Consider the following 20,011-nt stretch of genomic DNA (forward strand, 5'->3'; position numbering starts at 1 on the left):
AAGGAGCGATAGCAATGAAAGTAATTTTAACTGCTGACCATGCGGGGATGACGATCCGCAATGAGGTGAAAGCACTTCTGGATGAAGCAGGGATAGAATACGAAGATACCGGCTGTGATTGTCAAGGCTCGGTTGACTATCCAGATTATGCACTTCCTGCAGCGGAACGTGTAGCGAAGGGGGAGTTTGATCGCGGTATTTTTATTTGTGGAACCGGCATTGGCATGTCGATTGCTGCAAATAAAGTGAAAGGCATTCGCTGTGCGCTGGTACATGATGTTTACAGTGCAAAATTAACCAGACAGCATAATGATTCGAATGTATTGGCCATGGGAGAACGCGTCATTGGATCAGGGCTTGCCCGGGAAATTGCTAAAACTTGGCTTGAAACCGAATTTGACGGTGGCCGCCACGCAAACCGGATTGGAAAAATTACAACGTATGAAGGTTAAATAGGTGATGGATGGGGATTTGTGACCGGCTGCCTGATAATGAAAGGGAGATAACTTGATGTAAGATGGCAGCTACATTTAAAATTGGGATAACGGCGACCTGAAGTGAATCCCCCAATGTCTCGTCACGTTAAATAAGGCAGGTGAAGTGGATAATGGAGTTACATCAACAGGTGCAACATGATATGGAGTCTGCCCTCCAGGAATGGATAAACAGCGGGTATATACATGATGGTGATTTGTTTGTCGTCGGCTGCTCGACAAGTGAAGTGATCGGCAAGCATATTGGTACTGCCGGAAGTGAAGATATCGCAGCAATTATTTTCGAAAAACTGGCACATTTCCAGCAGCAATTAAAAATTAAGCTAGCTTTTCAATGCTGTGAGCATTTGAACAGGGCACTTGTCGTAGAAAAAGCCACCATGCTGGCACATCAGCTTGAGGAAGTATCGGTAGTTCCGGTGCTAACAGCAGGAGGTTCAATGGCTTCATATGCTTATAAACAGATGGATAATCCTGTCGTTGTCGAAAAACTCCAGGCAAACGCGGGAATGGATATTGGTGAAACAATGATTGGCATGCATCTGAAACGTGTTGCTGTTCCATTACGTTTTGCAAAGCGCCAGATCGGCAATGCCCGGCTTAGCACAGCACGGACCCGGCCGAAATTAATCGGCGGGGAGCGCGCCAACTATAAAGAAACAGCAGTTAATAATAGTTGTAAGTAGGGACTGGAAACACCAGTACCAAAAAAATATATAGGAGGGTTTACACATGGAGACAGCAACAAAGTCAGCAACAAAACTAAAGCAAGCAGATCAGGAACTGTACGAGGCAATGCAAAATGAAAAGCAGCGTCAACAGCAAAAAATTGAGCTGATCGCATCGGAAAATTTTGTGTCTGAAGCAGTTATGGAGGCGATGGGTTCCGTGTTAACGAATAAATATGCCGAGGGATATCCAGGTAAACGCTATTACGGTGGCTGTGAGTTTGTTGATGTTGTAGAGAATTTGGCCCGTGATCGTGCAAAGGAGTTATTTGGTGCTGATCATGTTAATGTTCAGCCACACTCCGGGGCACAAGCTAATATGGCTGTATATTTTACCGCTTTAGAGACAGGTGACACGGTTTTAGGGATGAACTTAAACCATGGTGGCCACTTAACACATGGGAGTCCGGTGAATTTTAGCGGTAAACTTTATCATTTTGTTGATTATGGTGTTGACAAGGAAACGGAACAGCTTGATTATGATGCGGTTTTGGAAAAAGCAAAGGAGGTTCAGCCGAAACTTATTGTTGCTGGTGCCAGTGCGTATTCCCGGACACTTGATTTTGCCAGGTTCCGTGAAATTGCCGATCAGGTCGGTGCATACTTAATGGTGGATATGGCACATATTGCCGGTTTGGTCGCTGCCGGTTTACACCCAAATCCAGTGCCGTATGCCGATTTTGTTACAACGACGACACATAAAACACTAAGAGGACCACGTGGCGGCATGATTTTATGTAAAGAGGAATTCGCGAAGAAAATTGATAAATCTGTTTTCCCTGGTATGCAAGGCGGCCCATTGATGCACATTATTGCCGCAAAAGCAGCGTCATTTAAAGAAGCGCTATCTGATGATTTCAAAGCATATGCCAACCAAATCATTAAAAATGCTAAAACGTTGGGTGAAGAGTTGAGGAATGAAGGAATCCGTATTGTCTCTGGCGGTACTGATAATCATTTGCTGCTATTAGATGTTACACCGCTCAACCTTACTGGGAAGGTAGCCGAGAAGGTACTGGATGATATTGGTATTACAACGAATAAAAATACGATTCCGTTTGACACAGAAAGCCCATTCGTAACTAGTGGTGTTCGTATCGGTACAGCAGCCGTAACGACACGTGGTTTTGCTGAAGCTGAAATGAAGGAAATTGCCGCGATTATTTCCCTTACATTAAAAAATCATGAAGACGAAGCAAAATTAAAAAATGCAGCAAATCGTGTAAAAGTATTAACGGATAAATTTCCGCTATATGCATAACGATATCGACGTTCCTTTTATGGAGCGTCTTTTTGCATGGATTTTTACGGTATCAGAAGTACCTGTTTAAAAACAGCAAATTGCTGAATAAACTGCAAAGTTGCTGTTATTATTGCTAAACGGGTATAAGCTCCGGAATACCAGTGTAAACGAGGAAAGCATGATCAGGAATTTAACTGCACCGCCGCCCCAACCTCACCAACTTTTTGAACGCATTTAAAGGCGGAATCATTTATATCAGCGCTTGAAACGTTACCATTTTTTCAGTACAATTTGAAGGATGCAACTAATAAAGAGGAGTGATCAGCATTATGGGAAATGTACACGTACTGGATCATCCGTTAATTCAGCATAAATTAACGTACATAAGGGATAATGACACAGGAACAAAGGAATTCCGCGAACTTGTCGATGAAGTAGCTATGTTGATGGCATTTGAAATTACCCGTGATCTTCCACTAAAGGAGATTGACACGAACACTCCTGTTACCACTGCTAAAACAAAGGTATTGGCGGGGAAAAAGATTGGTCTGATCCCGATTTTGCGTGCAGGTCTTGGTATGGTAGATGGTATGTTAAGGCTAATCCCGGCTGCCCGCGTTGGTCATGTAGGCCTATATCGCGATCCCGAAACACTACAACCGGTCGAATACTATATTAAATTACCATCAGATATTTCTGAACGTGAGCTGATCGTGATTGATCCAATGCTTGCTACAGGCGGTTCGGCAAACGACGCAATCGCTTCACTAAAAAAACGCGGAGCTAAGCAAATCCGCTTAATGTGCCTGATTGCTGCACCAGAAGGCGTCAAAAAAATACAGGAAGAACATCCGGATGTTGATATTTATCTGGCAGCTTTGGATGAAAAATTGGACGACCATGGTTATATTGTTCCAGGCCTCGGCGACGCTGGTGATCGGCTTTACGGGACAAAATAGGTTAAAAATGCTAAGTGGAGTGACGAGAAATGACAAAGCACACTAAAGTAATGACGATTTTCGGGACAAGGCCGGAAGCGATCAAAATGGCACCGCTTGTGCTGGAATTACAAAAACGGGAAGGTGAATTTGCATCTCTTGTAACAGTGACCGCACAGCACCGGGAAATGCTTGATCAGGTGCTTGCCATTTTCGGGATTACACCTGATTTTGACCTGAACATTATGAAGCAAAAGCAAACACTAGCGCAAATTGCAACACGAGCATTAGAAGGCTTGGATAAAGTGATGAAAGAAACCAAGCCGGATATTGTATTGGTCCACGGGGATACCAGTACAACATTCGTTGCTTCACTTGCAGCTTATTACAACAAAATAGCGGTTGGTCATGTGGAGGCAGGACTTCGAACATGGAATAAATACTCACCATATCCGGAAGAAATGAATCGCCAGCTAACAGGTGTTATGGCAGATCTGCATTTTGCGCCAACGGAAAAGTCAAAGCAAAACCTTTTGCAGGAAAATAAACCAGCCAATCGGGTTTTCGTAACGGGAAATACGGCAATTGATGCTTTAAAAACAACGGTCCAAGATGCATATACAAGCCCGATACTTGATGAGCTGGGTGATCAGCGGCTAGTGCTGATGACCGCACACCGCCGGGAGAATCTAGGGGAAAATATGCAGCAAATGTTTCGGGCGATCAGACGGATAGTTGAAACACATGATGATGTACAAGTCATTTATCCGGTACATTTAAACCCGGTCGTACAGCAAACAGCAAACAAAATTTTAGGAAACCATGATCGAATTAAACTTATTGCACCACTCAGTGTCGTGGATTTCCATAACTTTGCTGCCCGCGCCCATTTAATTTTGACAGATTCTGGCGGGATACAAGAGGAAGCTCCTTCACTCGGTGTTCCGGTACTGGTATTACGTGACACTACCGAACGCCCTGAAGGAATCGAAGCCGGGACATTGAAATTAGCTGGTACGGATGAGGATACAATTTTTACGTTAGCAGATGAACTGCTGTCGGACAACGAAGCACATGAACGAATGGCTAAGGCTGCCAATCCATATGGAGACGGTCACGCATCCGAAAAAATTGCTGATGCAATTGCGAAGTATTTTAAATAAAAAAGGATTCAGTGGGCAGACTGAATCCTTTTTAAAATTATCGATCTTAGGACTTAAGAACGTTTAGGGGGATAACCGGTGGCGAGGAAACATCGTCCGGAGCGCGAGAACATCGTCCGGAGCGTGAAAACATCGTCCGGAACTCGGAAACATCACCCGGAGCGGGGAAACATCGTCCGGAGCGTGAAAACATCAGCCGGAGTGCGGGAACATCGCCCGGAGCGAGGAAACATCGTCCGGATCCCGGGAACATCGCCCGGAGCGTGAAAACATCGCCCGGAGCGGGGAAACATCGTCCGGAGCGTGAAAACATCAGCCGGAGTGCGGGAACATCGCCCGGAGCGAGGAAACATCGTCCGGATCCCGGGAACATCGTCCGGAGCGTGAAAACATCGCCCGGAGCGGGGAAACATCGTCCGGAGCGTGAAAACATCAGCCGGAGTGCGGGAACATCGCCCGGAGCGAGGAAACATCGTCCGGATCCCGGGAACATCGTCCGGATCGCGGTAAACATCGTCCGGAACGCGAGAACATCAACACAAGATCAGTAACATCAACAAAAAACCAACCATATACACGCTCAAAATAATCTCACTCCTGTCACGTAGAAAAATTCCCTGCCTATACATGCATGATTTTCATCTTTTTCCAAAAAATAAAGGGAAAAGGGGGGACTTCAGCATGCGGCGATGTTTCATGGTAAGTATAATGGTAACAATGCTCCTGGCACTACTTCATACAACCACGTTAGCTAATACAGAAGAAGACGATGATACTGTATCCGTCATTATTGAAGTAGATGGGGAGCCGGGAGAACATCAAAAGTACATTGAGACATACTACCCTTCTATTGATGTTGTTGCTACATATGACAAACTTTTCCACGGTCTAGCACTACAGGGCGATCCGAAAAAGCTCGCCAAAATGGAGTCGCTTGAATTTATTAAAGCAGTCCATCCTGTCACAACGTATGAGGCAAATTCCGTTGGCCCTCCACCAATAGAAGACATTCAAATAGAAGTTGAAAACAACAGAAAAGCTCATTCATTAAACAAAAATAAGTCTAACGCTGTTGTTCCTGAGGCAGTCAATAATACTTCCTACACGGGAAAAGGGGTTAAGGTTGGTGTTGTCGATACGGGGATTGATTACAACCACCCGGATCTGGCAAAAAACTATACACAAGGTTATGACCTCGTTGATCTTGACGATGACCCAATGGAAACGGTTGCCTCGCAGGGGATACCGACCCTCCATGGGACCCATGTTGCCGGGATTATTGCCGCAGACGGAAAACTTAAGGGAGTTGCTCCTGATGCCGAAATTTATGCATACCGGGCATTAGGTCCAGGCGGACAGGGGACATCAGTACAGGTGATTGCCGCACTGGAACAAGCGGTAAAAGATGGCGTCGATATGATTAATCTGTCATTAGGAAACGCTGTTAATGGTCCGGATTATCCGACAAGTATTGCCGTAAATCGTGCAGTTGACCTTGGTGTTGCGGTTGTTACGGCTAATGGAAACAGTGGTCCGGAGAATTGGACGGTTGGATCACCAGCGACTGCATCAAAAGCGTTGGCTGTTGGTGCATTGACCATGCCACAAGCGGTGCCATTTCTTTATGAACCTACTAATGATAAAACGATAGCGATTACTCCAATGGCCGGTTCACAAGCGTGGGATCTGGATAAAGATTATCAAGTTGTACATACAACAGGCAAACCAACAAATGTCCGGGGAAAAATAGTGCTCATGGAACGTGGGAAAATTCCTTTTTACGAAAAGGCAAAGATGGCGGAAGAGGCAGGCGCTGAAGCAGTAGTTATTTATAATAATGAGCAAGGTGCTTTACAAGGATCTGTCGAAAATGAAAAGGATCCGCTAACCATTCCGGTTGCAGCCACTACGAAGCAAGCGGGAGAGTGGCTAGTCAACAAATCGCAAAAGGACGCTGTTTATCTCGAGACAACCTATAAACAAACAAAGAAGAATATTGCCGATTTCAGTTCGCGTGGTCCGGTTACCGTTGATTGGGATATCAAGCCAGAGGTTATCGCGCCCGGAGCAAAAATTTTAAGTACGGTTCCTGGTGGTTATCGTGAATTGCAAGGGACAAGTATGGCAGCCCCACATGTCACAGGCGCGATGGCTTTATTGAAGCAGGCACACCCTGATTGGTCAGTAGAACAAATGGAAGGTGCGTTAAAAACGACGGCACTGCCGCTGGGAAAACAAGGACAATTGTATGATCCAATTGTCCAGGGAATGGGACAAATCAGGCCAAAACTGGCCATTAACACAGACACCATTATTTATGATCCTTTACTATCATTCGGTAAAATAACCGGATACAAAAAAAGTAAAACGGTCGACCTGGTAATTGAAAATACAACAGCGCAGGATCAAAGCTATTCGTTTGACATCCCAAGCATGAAAAAAGGCCAGCACTTTCAATTACCTAAAAACTTTACGGTTAACGCACATGAACGAAAAACCGTTCAAGTTAAGTTGGATGTTGTCAGCCAACAGCTGGAGGAAGGGATCTATCAAGGCTGGCTGACATTAAACCAGGAAAAGAAAAAATATCATCTGCCATATTTGTTTGTGAATCAAACGGCAGATTATCCAAAAGCAATGGGATTTGATTTTTCATTAAAACCCTTTTCAGATGACAGTTACATGTATCAGTTGTATGTAACCGACCCGGTCAAAAGTGTTACAGTCAATTTATACAATTCTGCTACATTATTATATGAACGACCATTTGTAACGATTGATGACCCAAAAATAGGGATGAACGAGGGCGAAATCGACAAACGTGACCTAGGTGAACCAGGAGTTTATAAAGCACTGATCACCGTTCAACTGGAAAATGGCGAATATGAAAGCTATGAAACGGAGATAGAAATAACTGAAGAACGCAGCTGACTGGTAATTGAGGGGGACAATGGCAGATACAAAAATAGCTTCACATTGAATTAATTTTGCAGCATGAAATGTCAATTTCCCCCTCCGATTCTAGTCACTATTTCGTTCACAAAAATGTCATGATATAGGCAAATATTTTCCTTTATAATGGAAGAGTGGATGCTAACATTACAACCTGCAAAATCAGAAAAGTGTAGTTAGAGTACGAATGGCTAGGGTGAAATTCAGCCACCTTACTCCTGGAAAAAATGGGCTAATTGCCAATTTGTATTTTATATCACAAACCAATTGACAACAGAGTATGGCTATTGTACACTATCCTAGTATGGGATGGTAGGGTTTTCACTATATTGTGATAATTGTGCGTAATCGAAAGAGCCGTTAGGAATAGGAAAATGATGTCGAATTTTTCTTATGTGTTAACAGAAGGTCATCCGAACCCGAGATTCCTGTTTTTAATATGCACGATTATAACAGTATGAGGAAACTTATCTGTAAAGTCAGTGATTTTTCTCACTTCTTGTCAACTTGGACGACTGGCGAAAAGAATGTTGGACTGACAAAACATACGGCTACCTGGAGCATAAGGGCGTTAAAGCGAAATACTAGAAATCATATGTTTCATTATTGCAAAAAACATCGACTGAAAAACATAAAAGTCGCTTATGAAGCATGCGCTTTAACGAGCGTGAATATTTACAGGAGAAGAGTAAACCATGTCGCAATATCAAAATATGATAGCAAGAGAACGCAAAATGATGTTCTACCTTCTCGCTATTTGGGTGCTTGGAGCCGGATTTACACCATATCCACAAATATTCCTTGGACTTCTTTTAGGAAGTATCGCCAGTTTCTATAATTTATACCTTTTGCAAAGGAAGATTAATGACTTTGCAGAAGCCGTAGAAAAAAAGCAATCGACAAAGGGACTTGGCACTATTTCGCGATTTGCCGCAGCCGCATTGGCAATTATAATCGCGCTTCAATTTGAGAACTATTTTCACATTATTGCTGTTTTAATTGGAATAATGACATCCTACCTTGTCATTATGATAGATTTAGTTATCTTTAAAATTAGGGATTAGTGCATGGAAGCGGGGTGAATAAAATGGATCATGAAGCACCAATAGTGGAAGACGTATTTGGAATACCATGGCTTGATTTTAATTTATCGAATGTGGTAATGATGGCAGTTGCCTCATTAATTGTGTTCATCCTTTGTGTTTTAGGTGTACGAAAGCTCCAGATGAAACCTACTGGTGCACAGAACTTTATGGAATGGGCCCTTGACTTTGTAAAGGGAATTATCAATGGGGCAATGGATTGGAAGACGGGGAAAATATTTTTACCGTTAGCACTGACACTAATCACTTATATCTTTGTCAGTAATCTATTAGGTGTTATCACGATGGCAACATTTGGCCATGAACTATGGTGGAAATCACCAACATCCGACCCGGGTATCACGTTAACATTATCGACTATGGTTATTCTGTTGACGCATTTTTATGGGATTAAGATGCGTGGTGCAAAAGAATATGGGAAAGACTTCTTAAAACCATTCCCGGCTTTTTTACCAATTAAACTAGTTGAAGAATTTGCGAATACGATGACACTGGGTCTTCGTCTGTTCGGAAATATCTATGCAGGTGAAGTCCTTTTAGGGCTATTGGCAGGATTAACATCGTCGAGCGTGCTTGGCTTCTTAGGAGGAGCAATTCCAATGCTGGCATGGCAAGGATTCAGTATTTTTATTGGCGGGATTCAGGCGTTTATTTTCACAACGTTAGCGATGGTTTACATGTCGCATAAAGTGAGCAATGATCATTAAGCATGATTTCATATTGTTAATTAACCGGTTTTGACAGTTTACCTGTTAAAACAGGAAATGATTAAAAAACATATCTAATTACTTTGAGGAGGATTTATATTATGGGAGCTTTAGCAGCTGCAATTGCAGTAGGTTTAGGTGCATTAGGTGCCGGTGTAGGTAACGGTTTGATTGTAAGTCGTACAGTTGAAGGGATTGCCCGTCAACCTGAACTAAGAGGTCAACTGCAAACAACAATGTACATTGGTATTGGTCTGGTTGAGGCGATGCCGATTATCGCCGTAGTTATCGCACTAATGGTAATGGGTAGATAAATAAACAAATAATGAAATGGCGAAGTTTGTCTTCCACAAGATCCTTCGCCGTTGTTTTTACTGGAAATAAGCTAAGAACGAATGTTAAATAAAAGAAATTCCTGCCTGATTAGATGGGAAAGGAGTGAATTCTGTGCAAGTATTTACTGGGTTTTCTATTATCAATGCATCAGTTGGCAGTCTCCAAGTCGGGGACATGTTAGCCCAACTATTCTTCTTTATCGTTCTACTCGTATTAATACGTAAATTTGCCTGGGGACCATTAATGTCCATGATGCAGAAGCGTGAAGAATATGTTGCATCAGAAATCGAGGCTGCTGAAAAAAGCCGTGCTGAGGCTGAACGTGCGCAAGAAGAGGCGACAGTCCAATTAAAACAAACGAAACAGGAAGCACAAAAAATTATTGAAGATGCAAGAAATGTTGGAGCAAGGCAAGAACAGGAGATTGTTGATTCAGCTCGAAAAGAAGCAGAGCGTATCAAACGTGCTGCGCAAGAAGAAATTCAAAATGAGAAGGAAAAGGCAATCCAGGCACTTCAGGATAAAGTGGCTTCATTATCAGTTCTTATTGCAAGTAAAGTAATTGAGAAAGAAATAAGTGCACAAGATCAGGAAAAATTGATCAATGACTACATTAAAGAGGTAGGAGAAGAGCAATGAGTGAAGCAGTAGTTGCTAAACGTTATGCAGATGCTCTCTTTCAGCTCGGTACTGAAAAACAAGCACATGAAGAAATGGTTGAGGAATTTCGTGTTGTGAAAGAAATTTTTCAAGATAATAAGCGACTTTACACATTCCTCAAGCATCCTCGTGTCAATAATGAGAAAAAGAAACAATTCCTGGATGAAGTGTTTCAAGGTATGTCAACCGATGTCGTCAATACATTAAAATTGCTTGTAGAACGTCATCGTGTTGAGATCATCCCGTTCGTTATTGATCAGTTTAGACAAATGGTCTACGATGCACAGGGAATTGCAGAAGCAACGGTATATTCTGTTCAGGAGTTATCTGATGCTGAAATAAAAGAGCTTGCAGCCGTATTTGCCAAGCGATTGGGTAAAAAAGAAATTAAACTTGAAAACAAAATTGATCCGTCGATAATCGGCGGTGTGAAACTTCAGATAGGCAATACGATCTATGATGGTTCGCTTCATGCAAAATTGAAACGAATCGAACGGAATATTGCAGGAGCAAACTAATGATGATAGGGGTGAAATGGTATGAGCATTAAGGCGGAAGAAATCAGTGCGCTTATCAAGGAGCAGATTGAGGACTTTGACGCACAAATTGAAGTAAGTGATGTCGGTACAGTAATTGAGGTTGGTGACGGGATCGCACGTGCTCACGGTCTTGACAATTGCATGGCCAATGAGCTAATTGAATTTTCTAACGGTGTAATGGGGTTAGCACAAAACCTTGAAGAAGCAAACGTTGGTATTGTTATCCTTGGACCGTATACAGATATTAATGAAGGTGATGAAGTTCGCCGTACAGGCAGAATTATGCAAGTACCAGTTGGAGAGGAATTACTTGGACGTGTGGTGAATCCGCTTGGTCAGCCGATTGATGGGAAAGGTCCGGTTGAAACAGCAAAAACTCGTCCAATTGAATCCCCTGCACCTGGTGTTATGGCACGTAAATCTGTTGATGAACCATTACAAACAGGGATTAAAGCAATTGATGCACTTGTACCGATTGGACGCGGACAGCGTGAATTGATCATTGGTGACCGTCAAACTGGTAAAACAACGGTTGCCGTAGATACGATCATTAATCAAAAAGATCAAGATATGATCTGTATTTATGTGGCAATCGGACAAAAAGAATCGACTGTACGTGGAACGGTAGAAACTTTTCGTCGTTACGGTGCGCTTGATTATACAATCGTTGTATCTGCTGGTGCATCAGATCCTGCGCCATTATTGTACCTTGCACCATATGCAGGTGTATCAATGGGTGAAGAATTCATGTACAACGGCAAGCATGTCTTGGTTGTTTATGATGACTTATCGAAACAGGCAGCTGCTTATCGTGAACTTTCTTTACTATTACGTCGTCCACCAGGCCGTGAAGCGTTTCCTGGGGATGTATTCTATTTACACTCACGTCTACTTGAACGTGCAGCAAAATTGAATGATGACTTAGGTGGCGGTTCCTTAACGGCATTGCCATTTGTTGAAACGCAAGCAGGTGATATTGCCGCTTATATTCCAACAAACGTTATCTCCATCACAGATGGACAAATTTTCTTGCAGTCGGATTTATTTTTCTCGGGTGTACGACCAGCAATCAACCCTGGACTTTCCGTATCACGTGTTGGTGGTTCCGCACAAATTAAGGCAATGAGGAAAGTTGCTGGTACACTAAGGCTTGACCTTGCTTCTTTCCGTGAATTAGAATCATTTGCACAGTTTGGTTCTGATTTGGATAAAGCAACGAAGGCAAAACTGGATCGTGGTGCACGAACAGTTGAGGTTTTGAAACAAGGATTGCATAAACCTTTGGCTGCTGAAAAGCAGGTTATGATTATTTATGCATTGACAAAAGGATTCCTGGATGATGTTCCAGTTGAAGATGTTACCCGCTTTGAGGAAGAATTCCACCTATGGATGGATGAAAACCGCAAAGAATTGTTAGCAGCTATCCGCAATACTGGTCAACTTCAGGAAGCTGAAGATATGAATGAAGCAATTGAGTCCTTTAAGAAAACATTCTTGCCTAGTGATAAATAGAATTTTTAGAGAACAGAGTAACATGTCAATAAGTATGTTTTGCCTACATCTGACATCCAACTTCTGGTCTCTGCTAAGAAAGGACGGTGACAAGCTTGGCATCACTCAGAGATATTAAACATCGGATTGATTCAACAAAAAGCATGAAAAAAATCACTGGGGCAATGGAAATGGTTTCTGCTTCCAAATTGACACGTGCAGAACAAAATGCAAGATCTTTTGTCCCGTATAGTGAGAAAATGCAAGAGGTTGTAGCAAGTATTGCCGCAAACAATACGAGCGTTGATCATCCGATGTTACAATCCCGTGAAGTAAAAAAGACAGGTTATCTCATTATTACGTCAGATCGCGGTTTGGCCGGTGCATACAACAGTAACGTATTGCGAAATTTACATCAAACAATCGAAAAACGCCATCGTTCAAAGGATGATTATTTGGTTATTGCTGTTGGCCGTGTAGGCTATGAATTTTGTAGAAGCCGCAATCTACCGGTAGCAAAAAGTATTCTTGGACTTGCAGATCAGCCGAATTTTGCTGATATAAGTGAATTGGCTAAAGAAACAGTTCAAATGTATAGTGACGAAGAAATTGATGAATTGACTATTTTTTATAACCATTTTGTAAGCAGAATCTCTCAAGAGGTAACGACGAAAAAGCTATTACCACTTACAGACTTACAAACAGGATTGGGTTCAGCTTCTTTGAGCCAATATGAGTACGAACCAGGTGAAGAGGAAATTTTGAATGTGCTTTTACCACAGTATGCGGAAAGTTTGATTTATGGTGCATTACTTGATGGGAAAGCAAGTGAACATGCGGCACGGATGAATGCAATGCGTAATGCTACAGACAACGCTACAGATATTATTGATGATTTATCATTAACATATAACCGTGCGCGCCAAGCAGCGATCACACAGGAAATTACCGAAATTGTTGGTGGAGCAGCTGCTTTGGAATAGCCTTGCCGATTGAAAGAAAGTTAGGAGGGAAATTGATGACGAAAGGTTACGTTACACAAGTCATGGGACCTGTTGTCGATGTGAAATTTGATGATGGCCAGCTCCCTGACATTTATAATGCATTACATGTCGGTTTCACTGCAGACGATGACACACATGTAAGTATCGATCTGACATTGGAAGTAGCACTTCATCTTGGCGACAATTCCGTACGTACAATTGCCATGTCGTCAACAGATGGTGTCATGCGCGGCATGGAAGTTGAAGATTTAGACGGCCCGATATCAGTACCAGTTGGCGATGATACATTAGGCCGTGTATTTAACGTTTTAGGTGATAAGATTGACCTTGATGAGCCGTTAGATAAAGGGGTGCGCAGGGATCCTATTCACCGCGAATCACCAAAGTTTGAAGATCTTGCGACGGAAACGGAAATATTGGAAACCGGTATTAAGGTTGTTGACCTGCTTGCCCCGTATATTAAGGGTGGTAAAATCGGCTTGTTTGGTGGAGCTGGTGTAGGAAAAACAGTTTTAATCCAGGAATTAATTAATAACATTGCCCAGGAACATGGTGGTATTTCCGTGTTCGCTGGTGTTGGAGAGCGTACTCGGGAAGGGAACGACCTTTACTATGAAATGAAAGACTCAGGCGTTATCGCCAAAACAGCAATGGTATTCGGGCAAATGAACGAGCCGCCAGGGGCACGGATGCGTGTGGCATTAACTGGTTTGACAATGGCTGAATATTTCCGTGATGAACAAGGGCAGGACGTATTGTTATTTATTGATAACATTTTCCGTTTCACACAAGCAGGTTCAGAGGTTTCCGCTTTACTTGGCCGTATGCCTTCTGCCGTTGGTTATCAGCCGACACTTGCAACCGAAATGGGACAATTGCAGGAGCGGATTACATCAACGAATAAAGGATCTGTAACGTCCATTCAGGCAATTTATGTACCTGCCGATGACTATACGGACCCGGCGCCTGCAACAACATTCGCTCACCTTGATGCGACGACAAACCTTGACCGTGGTCTGTCTGAGCAAGGTATTTATCCGGCGGTGGATCCATTAGCATCAACATCACGTGCATTGGATCCAGAGATTGTCGGCGAAGAGCATTATAAAGTAGCACGTGAAGTACAACAAACACTGCAGCGCTATAAAGAATTGCAAGATATCATTGCAATACTTGGTATGGATGAACTTTCCGATGAAGATAAATTAACAGTGGCACGTGCACGTCGAATTCAATTTTTCTTATCGCAAAACTTCCACGTTGCTGAACAGTTTACCGGACAACCGGGTTCATATGTTCCAGTTAGCGAAACTGTTAGTGGCTTCAGGGAAATTTTAGATGGTAAATATGATGACCTGCCAGAGGATGCTTTCCGATTGGTTGGACGAATAGAGGAAGTTATTGAAAAAGCGAAGGAAATGGAATAATATTGCGGACTTATTAAAGCAGCAGCTGTGTTGTAACGATATATAAGAAATAACCAGTGCTGCTCATTAGGTCACAAGGAGGGGTTACATTGAAAACACTAACGGTGAGTGTTGTTACTCCTGATGGTCCAATTTTGGAAGATAGTTATGATATGGTTAGCTGTAAAGCTGAAAATGGGGAACTTGGTATTTTACCAGGTCACATTCCATTAGTCGCTCCATTAACAATTAGTGCAGTACGATTAAAACGCGGTAATGATATGGAACGATTAGCTGTTAACGGCGGATTTTTGGAGGTGCGGCCGGATAAGGTAACAATTCTTGCCCAATCTGCCGAGCGACCTTCCGATATCAATGTTGACCGCGCTGAGCGAGCTAAAAAACGCGCAGAACAACGCCTCCAGTCTAAACAGGATGAAATCGACTTCCAAAGGGCAGAATTAGCACTCAAACGAGCATTAAACCGATTGGATATTGCTCGATAGATTTATAAGTAAAGCCTAACAAGAAAAGTCTCTCACTACTGGTGGGAGATTTTTGCTGTGAAATAAGCCATACGAAATGAAACAAAACACCTTTAAAAATAACGTCGATATTTCCCGGGAAATGTAGTTGACGCCAGCATAATAATTTCCCACATCGTAACAGTATTCGACTTTTTTTGCTGGGAATGAAATGCACGAGTAATCAATTGACATTTGTCTGTATACATGGCAAAGTTACAATAGTAAAGCACGATGAATTACATAATAAGGTGTGAACGAAATGTTTTCAATTGGACAACTTGCAATCGTAAGTATGATATCGCATTTAATCTTCATATTTATTACCTGGAAGGTTGTACAAACGATTAATGTTGATCCGCTTATTCAAAAAGGGCGTATAACAGAGGCACGAATTCTCTTGCTATTTATTACCATTGTAATTGGTTCAGGTGTCAGCAGGTTCTTCCTTGAATTCCTTCAATGGTCACGGGATCTTATTTTTCTTTTTTAACGGATAGGAAAAATAAAGATCGGCAGGTAGGAAAGATATTGAAATCGGCTACCTAGCCGATTTCTTCCAATCTAACCTCTGGCTTCTGAAATTTAAAAAGACGCTCAAGCGTTTATTTATTGGGTTGCGGCGGTTTTGGTGCTGGTACCCCCTTGAAACCTGTAAACTATATTAGATGGAATCTACCCTATTACTCTAGTAATCATGTCGATATTTGTACGGTATTAATTTTTATCCCCCTGTTCATACTGGTTATAGAACCGAACAGGGGGAATTATGATGAAAAAAACAGGTCTTTTTCTTTTATTGCTGCTTGCATTATTAACGAAAACCGTTTTTGGATATACCACTACTGCGGACGATGAAATAGTCGATTTAGCATCAGTTGTTTTGGAGAATAATTTAGCCGTTGAAGATTGGCAAGTAACGATTAAAGAACAGGTCACCCGAGCAAAAGCAGATAAGTTGGTACAGCAATTAAAAAATAGTTATTTAGCCTCTACTACAAATGATGAGAACGTTATAAAATATTCATTTAGTGACGCTCAAAAACAGAAAAGCGTTGTCGAATCATTTAAGGTCATCGTTCCTAAAAACGCCAATTATAAAGCGGAGGTTATTGCGGTTATTCGTGGTGATTACTGGGACCAATCAATCAAGCAGGCTTATTATTCGACAATAAATGCATTGCCTGAATCTTTGTTCACAAAACAGGCAAAAGAATTTGCTTGTCTGACGACTGAAAGTAATGGTACAATTAGCAGTGATGATTTTTTAAAAGCGTTTATGAACGAATTAAAGGTAAAACAAATTTTGACACAAACAGACAACATTAACCATTCAACGGTTGGAAAAATTATTTATGGGTATACACCATTATGGAATCAAGAGATCTCCATAATGGACAAAACAATGAATATTCAATTGGCAATGAATGAAAATGAAAACGGCGATACAACATTCACGATAGGAACACCTATCTTGATAACTGAATATTAATATAGGGAAATTGCAACTGAAGGAGATTGAAACATGGAAAAGATCATCGTTCGCGGCGGGAGACAATTAAACGGCGCCGTTAAGGTTGAAGGTGCTAAGAATGCAGTGCTGCCTGTAATCGCTGCAAGTATTATCGCAAGCAAAGGAAAAAGTGTTTTACATGATGTTCCGGTTTTAGCTGATGTATATACAATTAATGAAGTTATTCGTAATATGAATGCAGATGTACACTTTGAAAATAATACCATTACAATTGATGCGTCAAAACCGTTAACAACGGAAGCCCCTTTTGAATACGTACGTAAAATGCGTGCGTCCGTATTAGTGTTGGGGCCTCTTTTGGCGCGCTATGGTCATGGCAAAGTTGCAATGCCTGGTGGCTGTGCCATTGGCTCCAGGCCAATTGATTTACATCTAAAGGGTTTCGAAGCAATGGGCGCGGAGGTACATGTTGGCAACGGCTTTGTTGAAGCAAAGGTTAATGGCCGTCTGCAGGGTGCCAAGATCTACTTGGATGTTCCAAGCGTTGGTGCTACCGAGAATATTATGATGGCAGCTGCACTGGCAGAAGGAAAAACAGTGATTGAAAACTGTGCAAAAGAGCCTGAGATTGTTGATTTGGCTAATTTCTTGAATAAAATGGGCGCACGAATTGTTGGAGCTGGTACAGAAACGATTCGAATTGAAGGTGTCGATAGCCTGCACGGAACAGAACATGCAATTATACCGGACCGTGTCGAAGCAGGTACATTTATGGTAGCTGCGGCGATTACTGGGGGAAATATTTATATTGAAAATGCGGTGAGTGAACATCTTCGTTCAGTTATTTCCAAGCTTGAAGAAATGAATGTAACGATTAGAGAAGAAAACGGTGGATTACGTGTAATTGGCCCGAAAAAATTAAAGGCAACAGACATCAAAACATTGCCACATCCAGGATTTCCAACTGATATGCAATCGCAAATGATGGCGTTGATGCTGTTCGCACAAGGTACAAGTGTGATAACAGAAACCGTATTTGAAAATCGCTTCATGCATGTGGAAGAGTTCCGGCGTATGAACGCTAAAATGAAGATTGAAGGCCGGAGTGTCATTATAGAAGGTGACGCCGATTTGCAAGGTGCCGAGGTAGCTGCTACCGATTTACGTGCGGCTGCAGCGTTGATTCTTGCTGGATTAAGAGCGGAAGGTTATACACGTGTTACGGAATTAAAACATCTGGATCGCGGCTATGTTAACCTCGCTGGCAAATTAGCTGCCTTAGGGGCAAATATTGAACGTGTGGATGAAAAAGCGGAAATCGAAGAACCGGAAGCAGAACTAGATTACCAGAATAATAATTTCATAGCAAAGTTATCTTAACTATACGTTCTTGTTCAAGGGGGCCGCTTATCATTTGGTGACTTTTTGAACATCCTCTATACTATTGTATGTTAAAGCAGGTAATGCCATGTAGGGCATTACCTGCTTTTTGCGTGTAGAAGAATAGAGCCTTGGTATACACGTTCCCTCCGGAGCGGAGACACCGATTCGAGATCAGGAATATCGCCCCGAGGAGCAGGGATATCGACTCAAAAAGAGAAACATCGCCCCGAGGAAGGAAACATCGACCCAAGAAGAGAAACATCAACCCGAGCGTGAAAACATCGTCCCGAGAAGAGAAACATCAACCCGAAAGCGTAAATATCGCCCGGCGATCGTGGAAACATCGCCCCGAGAACGAATACATCAACCCCAGCGCAAAAACTATACCCAATCGAACTAACCTACCACTAGGAACATCCGCGTGAATGACCCCACCTTATCATCCTTTCGGAATGCTTGAAGGTGGGGCTTCCTGTTTCACAGACCATTGCATCTTAGGGGATTCCTAAGACGTCTTACATTGTCTCCACAGGCTTTGTTTAGACTGTTCGGACACAACCTTGCCCTACAGTTTTTCGTGTTCTCATTTAGTCGATGGCCATCATCTGATCCAGCTGTTCCATTCCTTTACGCAATATATTAAGACTTGCATTGTGGTCACGATCCAGGATTGTTCCACATCCTTTACAGATATGCGTACGAATAGAAAGAGATTTCTTCACTCGTGTTCCGCATGTAGAACAATCCTGTGACGTGAATGCTGGATCGACTTTTAGCAAGATACTTCCATTTCGTTCACATTTATAGGAGAGCATGTTTCGAAACATGCCCCATCCTGCATCGGAAATGGATTTTGACAAACGTTTATTTTTTACCATATGACGGATTTCGAGATCCTCTACGGCAATGATCGAATAGTCTTTCGCCAAATGGTAGCTTAATTTATGTAAAAAATCTCTTCGCTGATTCGCTACCTTTTCATGAAGGGAACGGACTTTAATCATTTGTTTCACATAATTTGCCGATCCGCGTTTCATTTTAGAAAGTTTTACCTAGGCTCTTTTTCGTTTCTTTTCTGTTTTACGAATAAATATAGGGTTTTCATAGCTTTTTCCATCGGACAGAACTGCGTATTTATTTATCCCTACATCAATGCCAACTGCAAGATCACGATTGATTGGTGCTGGATATGCTTGTCCTTCGACACTGAAAATAGCATACCAGCGACTGCCTTGTCGCTTGATGAGGAGTTGTTTGATTGTGCCTCCCATTGGTCGATGTAAGTGAATAGGAATTTGCCCGAGCTTGGATAGTTGTAACTTGCCGTTTTCTGTAAAAGATGCTGCATAGCGATGATGTGTATTCGGTTTGAAGCCAAATTGTGGGAAGGTCATGCTGTTGTAATCCTTGTATTTTTTGAGTTTGGGGTAGTTCGCTTCTTTTCGAAAGAATTTGGTAAATGCATGGTCTAGGCGGCGGAACACTTCTTGTAAGGCTTGTGATGGTATTTCTTTTAGGAATTCCCATTCTTGCTTGTCTTGTTTCAATTGCTTTTGCATGTCAAAACGACTATACGATTCCTTCGATTGTCTGTATTTACGTTGTTTGTCGAGAAGTGCAGAGTTATATGTTAGCCGACAATAGGAAAGCCAGGTCTCCAGTATTTCTATTTGTTCAGATGAAGGGAAAATTTCATATTTTTGATTCAGTAACATGAATGCACCTCCTAACCCTATTATGGATCATGCGTTTGGGGTTGGCAAGCATTTTACTAAAGCAAACCGAAATTCATCTCCCCCTTAGCCTTTAGGGGTTGCCAGTAACAGGCTTGAAGAGGGAGACTTCTTTCGGAAGGCAGTTAAATTA

At 42.2% G+C, this 20,011-nt stretch carries 18 protein-coding genes and 1 pseudogene; 18 read left to right on the forward strand and 1 reads right to left on the reverse strand.

From position 1 onward, the window contains the following. Positions 1 to 14 precede the first annotated feature (14 nt). The 18 genes from rpiB to murA all read left to right on the forward strand — a co-directional run bounded on the left by rpiB (position 15) and on the right by murA (position 18,142). A complete protein-coding gene (rpiB, locus tag CZ382_RS15870) occupies positions 15 to 452 on the forward strand; it encodes a ribose 5-phosphate isomerase B (RefSeq protein ID WP_088052201.1) in 438 nt (145 codons plus the stop codon). A gap of 155 nt (positions 453 to 607) precedes the next feature. After that, positions 608 to 1,180 carry a TIGR01440 family protein gene (locus CZ382_RS15875; protein WP_088052202.1) on the forward strand — a complete coding sequence of 191 codons (573 nt, stop codon included), beginning with the start codon at positions 608 to 610 and terminating at the stop codon, positions 1,178 to 1,180. 46 nt (positions 1,181 to 1,226) lie between these two features. Continuing rightward, positions 1,227 to 2,483 carry a serine hydroxymethyltransferase gene (locus CZ382_RS15880; RefSeq protein WP_088052203.1) on the forward strand — a complete coding sequence of 419 codons (1,257 nt, stop codon included), beginning with the start codon at positions 1,227 to 1,229 and terminating at the stop codon, positions 2,481 to 2,483. A 311-nt stretch (positions 2,484 to 2,794) separates the two neighbouring features. Continuing rightward, entirely contained in the window at positions 2,795 to 3,424 is a 630-nt protein-coding gene (gene upp, locus CZ382_RS15885; protein WP_088052204.1) for a uracil phosphoribosyltransferase, read from the forward strand. Positions 3,425 to 3,453: 29 nt separating this feature from the next. Further along, positions 3,454 to 4,566, forward strand: a complete 1,113-nt coding sequence (gene wecB / locus CZ382_RS15890) for a non-hydrolyzing UDP-N-acetylglucosamine 2-epimerase (RefSeq protein ID WP_088052205.1) — start codon at positions 3,454 to 3,456, stop codon at positions 4,564 to 4,566. A gap of 681 nt (positions 4,567 to 5,247) precedes the next feature. Further along, a complete protein-coding gene (locus CZ382_RS15905) occupies positions 5,248 to 7,497 on the forward strand; it encodes a S8 family serine peptidase (RefSeq protein WP_088052208.1) in 2,250 nt (749 codons plus the stop codon). Between the two features lie 716 nt (positions 7,498 to 8,213). Next, on the forward strand, positions 8,214 to 8,582 hold the full coding sequence (locus tag CZ382_RS15910) for an ATP synthase subunit I (protein ID WP_088052209.1): 369 nt from the start codon (positions 8,214 to 8,216) through the stop codon (positions 8,580 to 8,582). Between the two features lie 23 nt (positions 8,583 to 8,605). Continuing rightward, entirely contained in the window at positions 8,606 to 9,328 is a 723-nt protein-coding gene (atpB, locus tag CZ382_RS15915) for a F0F1 ATP synthase subunit A (protein WP_088052210.1), read from the forward strand. Between the two features lie 101 nt (positions 9,329 to 9,429). Next, positions 9,430 to 9,642: a F0F1 ATP synthase subunit C gene (atpE, locus tag CZ382_RS15920; RefSeq protein ID WP_088052211.1), complete on the forward strand. Its 213-nt coding sequence runs from the start codon at positions 9,430 to 9,432 to the stop codon at positions 9,640 to 9,642. 133 nt (positions 9,643 to 9,775) lie between these two features. Further along, positions 9,776 to 10,303 (forward strand): F0F1 ATP synthase subunit B, encoded by a 528-nt coding sequence (gene atpF, locus CZ382_RS15925; RefSeq protein ID WP_230856174.1) that lies wholly within the window; start codon positions 9,776 to 9,778, stop codon positions 10,301 to 10,303. Further along, positions 10,300 to 10,842, forward strand: a complete 543-nt coding sequence (locus CZ382_RS15930; protein ID WP_088052212.1) for a F0F1 ATP synthase subunit delta — start codon at positions 10,300 to 10,302, stop codon at positions 10,840 to 10,842. The genes atpF and CZ382_RS15930 overlap by 4 nt, the downstream gene beginning before the upstream one ends. Positions 10,843 to 10,863: 21 nt before the next feature. Next, positions 10,864 to 12,375 (forward strand): F0F1 ATP synthase subunit alpha, encoded by a 1,512-nt coding sequence (gene atpA / locus CZ382_RS15935; protein ID WP_088052213.1) that lies wholly within the window; start codon positions 10,864 to 10,866, stop codon positions 12,373 to 12,375. Between the two features lie 95 nt (positions 12,376 to 12,470). Then, positions 12,471 to 13,337: an ATP synthase F1 subunit gamma gene (atpG, locus tag CZ382_RS15940; RefSeq protein WP_088052214.1), complete on the forward strand. Its 867-nt coding sequence runs from the start codon at positions 12,471 to 12,473 to the stop codon at positions 13,335 to 13,337. Positions 13,338 to 13,372: 35 nt separating this feature from the next. Beyond that, positions 13,373 to 14,785 (forward strand): F0F1 ATP synthase subunit beta, encoded by a 1,413-nt coding sequence (gene atpD, locus CZ382_RS15945; protein WP_088052215.1) that lies wholly within the window; start codon positions 13,373 to 13,375, stop codon positions 14,783 to 14,785. A gap of 89 nt (positions 14,786 to 14,874) precedes the next feature. After that, positions 14,875 to 15,270: a F0F1 ATP synthase subunit epsilon gene (locus CZ382_RS15950; protein ID WP_088052216.1), complete on the forward strand. Its 396-nt coding sequence runs from the start codon at positions 14,875 to 14,877 to the stop codon at positions 15,268 to 15,270. Between the two features lie 280 nt (positions 15,271 to 15,550). Then, positions 15,551 to 15,781, forward strand: coding sequence for a DUF1146 family protein (locus CZ382_RS15955; protein WP_088052217.1), 231 nt, complete (start codon positions 15,551 to 15,553; stop codon positions 15,779 to 15,781). A gap of 276 nt (positions 15,782 to 16,057) precedes the next feature. Continuing rightward, entirely contained in the window at positions 16,058 to 16,780 is a 723-nt protein-coding gene (locus CZ382_RS15960; RefSeq protein ID WP_088052218.1) for a YwmB family TATA-box binding protein, read from the forward strand. A gap of 33 nt (positions 16,781 to 16,813) precedes the next feature. Beyond that, positions 16,814 to 18,142, forward strand: a complete 1,329-nt coding sequence (gene murA / locus CZ382_RS15965) for a UDP-N-acetylglucosamine 1-carboxyvinyltransferase (protein WP_088052219.1) — start codon at positions 16,814 to 16,816, stop codon at positions 18,140 to 18,142. Between the two features lie 590 nt (positions 18,143 to 18,732). Here the strand turns inward: murA and CZ382_RS15970 are convergent. Next, positions 18,733 to 19,860, reverse strand: a pseudogene (locus CZ382_RS15970) (RNA-guided endonuclease InsQ/TnpB family protein). Positions 19,861 to 20,011: the final 151 nt, after the last annotated feature.

Source organism: Virgibacillus dakarensis, from assembly GCF_900155625.1.
GTDB lineage: Bacteria > Bacillota > Bacilli > Bacillales > Amphibacillaceae > Lentibacillus_C > Lentibacillus_C populi.

Coding starts and splice junctions, on each gene's coding strand:
- rpiB (WP_088052201.1), top strand. CDS start 15: ATGAAAGTAATTTTAACTGCTGACCATGCGGGGATGACGATCCGCAAT.
- CZ382_RS15875 (WP_088052202.1), top strand. CDS start 608: ATGGAGTTACATCAACAGGTGCAACATGATATGGAGTCTGCCCTCCAG.
- CZ382_RS15880 (WP_088052203.1), top strand. CDS start 1,227: ATGGAGACAGCAACAAAGTCAGCAACAAAACTAAAGCAAGCAGATCAG.
- upp (WP_088052204.1), top strand. CDS start 2,795: ATGGGAAATGTACACGTACTGGATCATCCGTTAATTCAGCATAAATTA.
- wecB (WP_088052205.1), top strand. CDS start 3,454: ATGACAAAGCACACTAAAGTAATGACGATTTTCGGGACAAGGCCGGAA.
- CZ382_RS15905 (WP_088052208.1), top strand. CDS start 5,248: ATGCGGCGATGTTTCATGGTAAGTATAATGGTAACAATGCTCCTGGCA.
- CZ382_RS15910 (WP_088052209.1), top strand. CDS start 8,214: ATGTCGCAATATCAAAATATGATAGCAAGAGAACGCAAAATGATGTTC.
- atpB (WP_088052210.1), top strand. CDS start 8,606: ATGGATCATGAAGCACCAATAGTGGAAGACGTATTTGGAATACCATGG.
- atpE (WP_088052211.1), top strand. CDS start 9,430: ATGGGAGCTTTAGCAGCTGCAATTGCAGTAGGTTTAGGTGCATTAGGT.
- CZ382_RS15930 (WP_088052212.1), top strand. CDS start 10,300: ATGAGTGAAGCAGTAGTTGCTAAACGTTATGCAGATGCTCTCTTTCAG.
- atpA (WP_088052213.1), top strand. CDS start 10,864: ATGAGCATTAAGGCGGAAGAAATCAGTGCGCTTATCAAGGAGCAGATT.
- atpD (WP_088052215.1), top strand. CDS start 13,373: ATGACGAAAGGTTACGTTACACAAGTCATGGGACCTGTTGTCGATGTG.
- CZ382_RS15955 (WP_088052217.1), top strand. CDS start 15,551: ATGTTTTCAATTGGACAACTTGCAATCGTAAGTATGATATCGCATTTA.
- CZ382_RS15960 (WP_088052218.1), top strand. CDS start 16,058: ATGATGAAAAAAACAGGTCTTTTTCTTTTATTGCTGCTTGCATTATTA.
- murA (WP_088052219.1), top strand. CDS start 16,814: ATGGAAAAGATCATCGTTCGCGGCGGGAGACAATTAAACGGCGCCGTT.